Source organism: Thiolapillus sp. (genome assembly GCF_048562965.1).
GTDB classification, from domain to species: Bacteria; Pseudomonadota; Gammaproteobacteria; order Chromatiales; family Chromatiaceae; genus Thiolapillus; species Thiolapillus brandeum_A.
Genome location: NZ_JBHNMF010001050.1, coordinates 1 through 946 on the forward strand (window position 1 = coordinate 1; position 946 = coordinate 946).

At 57.3% G+C, this 946-nt stretch carries 1 protein-coding gene; it reads right to left on the reverse strand.

The genetic code is table 11. The annotated features are described in order from the left end of the window. Positions 1–256 precede the first annotated feature (256 nt). A complete protein-coding gene (locus ACOCD2_RS22190) occupies positions 257–760 on the reverse strand; it encodes a hypothetical protein (protein ID WP_419591816.1) in 504 nt (167 codons plus the stop codon). Positions 761–946 lie beyond the last annotated feature (186 nt).

Consider the following 946-nt stretch of genomic DNA (forward strand, 5'->3'; position numbering starts at 1 on the left):
CGCCGCGTTCGGAGGCCTACTTTGTTTTCCCTCTGGCGCAAGGCACGCCGGGAAAACAGTGCGGCCTCGCGGCTACTGGGGTCTACCAGCCTTCGCTTCGCTCTCCATGGCTGTCAGCGGTTGAAGGCATACACGCCTTCGGGTTTATTGTCTGACATGGTTTTCTCCTTGGGGTTGAACATGCCGGACAAACCCGGTTCCATCGAACAGGGCTTGTCCGGTGGACGGTTGTTGCTCGTTTGGATGACCCGGCGAGTTACCGGGGGCCAGCGGCCAGAAAATACGTGGCTTTCCGACGCTGCCAGCCATGGAGAGCGAAGCGAAGGCTGGTAGACCCCAGTAGCCGCGAGGCCGCACTGCTTACCCGTCGTGCGCATAGCGCCAGAGGGGAAGCAAAGTAGACATTCAAACGAGGCGTCCAGTCATTGGAAGACAAGTACGGAGCAGCAACGAGCTTGCGAAGTTGTTGCGTAGTGCTGGGTGACCAGGACGGCTGGGGCACAAATAGGTTGTCAAAGGCCGAGTCGATTATGGGGACTGGGATGTCCCAAAATCTATCACGAGGTCGAAGACACGCTTGAATATGATCTTGTTCCCTCGCCTGAAAAGGCGGGGGTGCGTATTCCACCCCAACGTGACCGATTCCAGGGTTTTCCTTGGAATCGGCGGTCACGATGATGGAAACCGTGGTCACGTTGGGGTGGAATACGCAGCCGCCATTGTCGAGCACGATAATGGCGCTCTGCCCGTCGAGCTCCAAGAGGTTGCGGGCATATAGCGGCGCCCAGTTGTTCCGGTCTGAGCCGTTGATGTTGGCGTAATTGGTGATACAGATCCGCCGGCGTGATCTCCCCCGAACGAGCCAACTGGTGGAGGATGCGATGCATATCTTCTTCTTCGACATTCCTGTTCTTGAATCTACGCAGGAACTTGGTGTTCAACAGGG